Annotated in this window: 4 protein-coding genes and 1 pseudogene; 2 read left to right on the top strand and 3 right to left on the bottom strand. The window is 64.4% G+C overall.

The window, feature by feature from the left end; genetic code table 11:
• Together CWO89_RS13150 and CWO89_RS13145 are read right to left on the bottom strand one after the other, a co-directional pair.
• Positions 1-1,402, bottom strand: a 1,402-nt coding sequence (locus tag CWO89_RS13150) for an SGNH/GDSL hydrolase family protein (RefSeq protein ID WP_130579032.1), incomplete at its 3' end; no start/stop codon positions are given.
• A gap of 148 nt (positions 1,403-1,550) precedes the next feature.
• Positions 1,551-2,930, bottom strand: a complete 1,380-nt coding sequence (locus CWO89_RS13145; protein ID WP_130579030.1) for a lytic murein transglycosylase — start codon at positions 2,928-2,930, stop codon at positions 1,551-1,553.
• Positions 2,931-3,130: 200 nt separating this feature from the next.
• Here CWO89_RS13145 and CWO89_RS13140 point away from each other — a divergent pair, with 200 nt between their 5' ends.
• A complete protein-coding gene (locus CWO89_RS13140; RefSeq protein ID WP_130579028.1) occupies positions 3,131-4,012 on the top strand; it encodes a UTP--glucose-1-phosphate uridylyltransferase in 882 nt (293 codons plus the stop codon).
• A gap of 262 nt (positions 4,013-4,274) precedes the next feature.
• Here CWO89_RS13140 and CWO89_RS13135 read toward each other — a convergent pair.
• Positions 4,275-5,767 (bottom strand): annotated as a pseudogene (locus CWO89_RS13135) (GGDEF domain-containing protein).
• Between the two features lie 137 nt (positions 5,768-5,904).
• Here CWO89_RS13135 and CWO89_RS13130 point away from each other — a divergent pair.
• Positions 5,905-6,189 carry a DUF7662 domain-containing protein gene (locus tag CWO89_RS13130; RefSeq protein WP_130579026.1) on the top strand — a complete coding sequence of 95 codons (285 nt, stop codon included), beginning with the start codon at positions 5,905-5,907 and terminating at the stop codon, positions 6,187-6,189.
• Positions 6,190-6,205 lie beyond the last annotated feature (16 nt).

The following is a 6,205-nucleotide window of genomic DNA, read 5'->3' as shown; positions in this document are numbered from 1 at the left end:
CAACCGGCGTTTCGCCCTTGGCCTGCTCGCGACCGATTTCGCGGCGCGGCCAGGCAAAATCGTCGGCGCGGCCGGCGGGCGGCGCGAGCGGTTCGCCCTTCACCAGGGTTCGTGCCGTGAGCGGATCGACCGCGGCTGGACGCGAGCCGGGCCCGCCGAGCAACTGATCGGTGCCGACGGAGGAGGCGACCAGCGGCACGATTGGTCCGGCCAATGGCCGCGCAGGCTGGCCGGGCGCAGCATTGGCGTCCGGCGTCGCCGGCTCGGTCGGCAGCGCGACCGGTGTGGAACGCGCGAGCAGCCGTGTCACCTCGCGCTCCACGTAATGCGCCAGCTTGCGCGCGCCGGCCTTGGTGAAGAAGACGCCGTCCGAGGTGCGGAGCTGGCGGGTCTGGCCTTCGAAATCCGGGCCCTTCTGCATGAAGCGACCGGCCTCGTCGACGAAGCCGTCCCAGACATCGACATAGGTGATGCCGGCCTTGGCCGCGCCTTCCCGGTACAGCGCATCCAGGAACAGCATGTCCGACGTTCCCTTCTGGCCGCGGATCGCCGGCAGGCCGACCCACAAGACGGGCACGCCCTTGCTCTTCAGCACGCCGATCAGTTCGTCGATCTTCTTGTTGTAGAGCTCGACCCAGCGTTCGTCGCGGAATTCATAGACGCCGTTCGCCGAACGCGCGCTCCGCTCTGGCGTCGCGGCCTGCGGCGCGTCGGCGGCATCCTCGGGCGACAATTCGGTATCGACCGGCTTGTCATCCGGCTTGGCGGTGCCATCCGAAGGCTTGGTGTCCTTCGCATGGGTGTTCTTGTCATCCTTCTTCTCGGTTTTCTTGTCGTCCTTCTCGACGACAGGCTCGCGGATCGAGACACGGTCATTGAGGCCGAGTATCACCACGATCGCATCCGGCTTTTCGGTGGCGAGGATGCTCCGCGCGGCGGCGGCCCAGTCGGAGGGCTCGCCCTTGGGCTGGTATTTGATCAGGCCGGACACGGTCTTGTGCTTGCGGATCACGCCCATGTCGGGCTGTTCGGAATAGGTGTCCTCGAGGCCATAGGCGAGCCAGTCCGCCATGGCATCGCCAAGCACCAGCACGTTGCGCTCCGGCGCCGTGTCGCGCTTCGCCGGCGGTGGCGCTCGCGAAAAATCCTGACGCGGAGCCTGTTGCTGCTGCTGTTGTTGCTGCGGCGCATGCTGGAAGGGAGCGAAGAAATCCCCGCCGAACCAGCCGCCGCCATTGTTGCGCGGCGCCTGGCGCTGCGGTGGGCCGCCAAAGCCCGGAAAGCCGAAGAACTGCGCCGAGGCGGGACCGGCGATCCCGACCAGAAGCGCGATCGCAACCGCGAGCGCGACCAGCGGGCCGCTCTCGGTGAACACGCGCAGGAAGGACTTTGGCTTCGGCATCAAAGCTCGGTCGAAATGGATTTTGAAGACAACGCCATACTAGCGGAATCGGGCCTCAAGCGGGCATATTTTCCAGCATGGATCCGGCACCCGCCCAAGTCGTCAAGGCGGCGGCCAAACAGCGGTATTTAGGTGATTTTTTGGGGTCCTATCGCCCCCTCAGGCGCTCCAGCATGTCGGAGGTGGCAAATCCGTCGGCGGGCGTTCCGATCGAGGCCTGGAAACTGCGCAGCGCTTCCCTGGTCTGGCCGCCGATCTGGCCGTCCGGCGTGCCGCGGTAGAAGCCGCGCTGGGCGAGCAGTTGTTGCAGTTCCAGCCGTTCGGCGCGCGACAGCACCCGTTCCTGGCGTGGCCAGGGCTGCACGAAGGGCGGCCCGCCGCGCAGGCGGTCGGCGAAATGGCCGATCGCCAGCGCATAGGCCTCGGCCGGGTTGTACTTCATGATCACCCGGAAATTCTGCATCATCAAAAAGCCCGGGCCTTCGGCGCCGGCAGGGGCGAGCAGATAGGCCTTGTCGGTCGAGCGCGGGAACGGCTGGTTGTTGGCGCGCCGCAGTCCCTGCTGCTGCCATTGCGCGAGCGTCATCGCCTTGGCGCGGTCGGCCATCATGTAGTTGAAGTCCTTGGGAACGACGACTTCGTAGCCCCAGCTCTGGCCGGTCTGCCAGCCGTCCTTTTTCAGGTTGTTGGCGGTCGAGGCGATCAGATCGGCCGGGTTGTCGACGACATCGCGCCTGCCGTCACCGTCAGCATCGACCGCGAAGCGCTTGAACGCGGTCGGCATAAACTGCGTTGGCCCGAAGGCGCCGGCCCAGGAGCCGCGGAGCTGCTCAGGGCGCAGATCGCCACGATTGAGGATCTCCAGCGCCGAGAGGAATTCGTCCTTGAAGTAGTCCTGCCGGCGGCCGATGCAGGCGAGCGTGGCGGTCGATTGCACCACGCTGCGGTCGCCCATCTGGGTCGAATAATTGGATTCGATGCCCCAGATCGCCGCGATCGCGTAGCGGTCGACGCCATAGGCTTTTTCCGCGGCGTCGAATTGCGCCTTGTACTTGGCGAGGATCTCGCGGCCCTTGGCGAGACGGTTGTCGTTCACGAGGATGTCGAGATAGTCCCAGATCGCCTTGGTGAATTCGGGCTGCGAATCCAAGAGATCCATGATGCGCAGGTCGGGCGTGAGCCCCGCGATGAAGCGCTCGAAATTCTCGCGTGTGACGTTGCGTCGCGCCGCGTCGGGCCACATCGAGGCGACACAATTGTCGAAATTGGCCGCTGCCTGCCGAATCGCGGCCGCCGTCATCAGCGGGTGACCGGACGCGCCGTCCTCGCCGCTCCAGGGCGGAGCAGAGCCGTCGGTGCCAACGGCAGCCTCCGGTGGGGGCGAGGATTTGGATCCCGGAAACAAGCCGCCGAGCAGATCCGCGAGCCCGCCCTGGGACTGAGCGAGAGCCTGATTGGAAACAAGCAGAACCGCCGCGACTATCATCGCGATGGTTCGGCTCTTGGTCGCTGTTCCCGTCCGCCGCATGGCTCGATCTGCCCGTTCCAACGATTGGTTCAGAAGGCCTTGTGACGGTTTCCAACAGCTTAACAAAGGCGAGATTTTGTTTTGATCTGTCACAACGACAAAAGCGACGTGGCATCACACATCCGCCTTTGTTCCCGGCTGCAAACCGGATAGCAAGATGCGATATCCGTCTCACACATTTCAAGGCGCCCGACATTCCCATGAGAATCCGTAAAGCCGTCTTCCCCGTCGCCGGTCTCGGCACCCGGGTCCTGCCCGCCACCAAGGCAATGCCGAAGGAAATGCTGACCATCGTCGACAAGCCGCTCATCCAATACGTGTATGACGAGGCGAAGGAGGCCGGGATCGAGCATTTCGTCTTCGTCACCGGCCGCAACAAGGCCACCATCGAGGACCATTTCGACCGGATGTTCGAGCTCGACACCACGCTGGTTGCGCGCGGCAAGAAAGCGGAGATGGATGTCCTGGCGCAGAACCAGCCCGAAGCGGGCGCCGTCAGCTTTACCCGCCAGCAGGCGCCGCACGGGCTCGGTCACGCGGTGTGGTGCGCCCGCGACATTATCGGCAATGAGCCTTTTGCGGTGGTGCTGCCGGACGAGCTGGTGCTGAACACGCCGGGCTGCCTCGCCCAGATGATCGAGGCTGCGGGCAAGCTCGGCGAGAAGTCAAACCTGATCGCGGTCGAGGAGGTGCCCGACCATCTCACCCACCAATACGGCATCTGCGGCGTCGGGCCGCGCCACGCCCATCCCACGATGTTCGAGATCAACGGCATGGTGGAGAAGCCGCCGAAGGGCACGGCGCCCTCCAACCTCTCGATCACCGGCCGCTATATTTTGCAGCCGGAGATTTTCGAAATCCTGGCGACGCAGGAGCGCGGCGCCGGCGGCGAGATCCAGCTCACCGATGCCATGATCGGGCTGGCGAAGACGCAGAAATTCTATGGCGTGGAGTTCGAAGGCGAGCGCCACGATTGCGGCTCCAAGGCCGGCTTCCTGCGCGCCAACCTCGCCTATGGCCTGCGCCGCCCCGAACTGCGCGACGGCCTGCTGGCGGAGATGAGGAAGTATATGGAGAAGTAGTGTCCAACTTGCTGTCTATCGCTGTCATTGCGAGCGAAGCGAAGCAATCCATTTCGCCACTTGCGGAGCCATGGATTGCTTCGCTGCGCTCGCAATGACGAGTGCGGGAAGAGAAATGGCAGAGGCAGCGTTCGACAAGGTCAAGGCCGGGCTGGATGAGGCCAAAGCCTATCTGGATCGGTTACGAGACCGACGCAAAGACTTAGCCGACGCTCCGGCTGAGAAATGTCAGGCTCCGACTGAGAAGCAGTGACGCGGCGCCTCACGCTACCAGCGACAGCGCCTGCAGGCTGGCGACCACGCTCTGGTTGCGGCCATTGGCCTTGGCGGCATAGAGCGCCCTGTCGGCGGCTTCCACCAGATCGCTCCAGTTCTGGCCGGCCAGAGGCGTGAGACTCGCGACCCCGATGCTGACCGTGGTGATGGTCTCACCGTCGCACCATTGCTCGACTTTTCGGCGGATCATCTCCGCCACGCCGAATGCTTCCACGGCGCTCTGGCCGGGCAGCAGCACTGCGAATTCCTCGCCGCCCAGGCGTGCCGTGCAATCGCCGGCGCGCCGGACCGAATCCGAAATGCAGATCGCGATGCCGACCAGCACTTGGTCGCCGGCCTGGTGACCATAGGTGTCGTTGAAGGCCTTGAAATGGTCGGCGTCGATGATGAGCAGCGCGAGCGGCGTCTCATGCCGGCCGGCGCGGCGCCATTCCGTATCGATATCGGCATCGAACTTGCGCCGGTTTCGCAGGCCGGTCAGTGCATCGGTGGTCGCAAGCTCCTCGAGCTTCTCCTCGGCCTCGGCGCGGCGGCCGATCTCGCGCGCCAGGAACAGCGTGGTGCCGAGCACGAACAGGACCAGTGCCGCCATGATGGCGCCGATCCGGGTCGCCTCCTTGCGCCAAAGGCTGAAGACGCCGTCCAGGGGTTTTCCGACCACGGTGAACAGCGGGCCGTTTCCGCTGCGACGGACATAGAGCCGCGGGGTCGGGTCGATCGGGCCCGCACCGGAGTAGGAGCCGTTGTTCTTCAGATTGTCCGACGTCCAGTTGGGTCGCTCCGCCAGATTGGTGCCGATGACATCGAGATCGAACGGCGTGCGCATGATGATCGTGCGGTCGCGACGCAGCACGGTGATGGCGTCGCCGGGGGCAAGCGTCAGCCGTCCGAACAGTTCGTGGAAATAGCTGAAGCGGATCGAGCCTGCGACGACGCCGAGAAAGCTTCCGTCTTCACCGCTGATGCGCCGGCTCAGCACGATCGCGTAGGCCCCGCGGTGGAGCATCGGCTTTGAGACGTAGAGGCCGGTATAGGGCTGGTCGCGATGGATGTGGAAATATTCTTCGTCGCTGCGGTTCTCCGCCAGGGGATCGAGCGTCGATGCATCGTCCACCAACCGCCCCGTGCTGTCGAACACCTGGATCGCGCCAAAGTGCTTTGCGGTGGCTGCGTGGTCGAACAGGATCAGGTGCCGGACCTCCTTGCTGACGTCCTTGATCTCCGGCATTACCATGGCGCCGGCGACCGCGCGCAGCGAGAGGTCGAACAGTTCGATATTGCGGCCGATATCGGCGTCGATGCCTGAGGCGAGGTTTTCCAGCGTCTGCCGGGCCAGTTCCTCCTCGCCGTGGCGCATGTCGAGCATGACGCTGGTGCAGATGGTGGAAAAGCCGATCACGTCGCGACCGAGGAAGCGATCAGGAGCTTCGTCGATAGCCGCCAGCGCCGCTTTGCTTGTTGTCGCCGTTCGTGTGGCATGTTTCGTCCCGGGCCACCCTTCATGCACCGGAAACATTGTTGCGGCCTTAAGCGGCGACAGCGAACCGCGAATGGGTTAACGATTGGTTGGCGTGCATGACGTTTTTCGGCGATGGCGCGAGTCTTGAGGACCTGAAGTGAACGATTACGGCCCGTTGCGGGACTATCTGAAGAAGCAGACGCTGACCGAACTGGTGCTCAGCTTCGAGGAGATCGAGACCATCATCGACGCGTCGCTGCCGCGCGCGGCGCAGCGCGCCTCCTGGTGGGATAGCCTCCGCAGTCCACAGGAAAGGATGCCCCAGCGCGAAGCTTGTCTCGAGGCCGGCTACGCCGCCACGCGTCAGGCCGACGGCAACAGCGTGAAGTTCAAGCGGCTTCCTCGCGATGTCCGTCGTTCCCGCGAAGGCGGGAGCCCATAACTACAGGGCTTGTTGT

The organism is Bradyrhizobium sp. Leo170, assembly GCF_004296405.1.
Classification (GTDB): domain Bacteria; phylum Pseudomonadota; class Alphaproteobacteria; order Rhizobiales; family Xanthobacteraceae; genus Bradyrhizobium.
The sequence above is the reverse complement of the archived record's forward strand: the minus strand, read 5'-3'. Positions and strand labels throughout refer to the sequence as shown.

What these genes read in the sequence shown, in the direction of transcription:
- CWO89_RS13140 (WP_130579028.1), top strand. Translation starts at nt 3,131, where the DNA reads ATGAGAATCCGTAAAGCCGTCTTCCCCGTCGCCGGTCTCGGCACCCGG.
- CWO89_RS13145 (WP_130579030.1), bottom strand. Translation starts at nt 2,930, where the DNA reads ATGCGGCGGACGGGAACAGCGACCAAGAGCCGAACCATCGCGATGATA.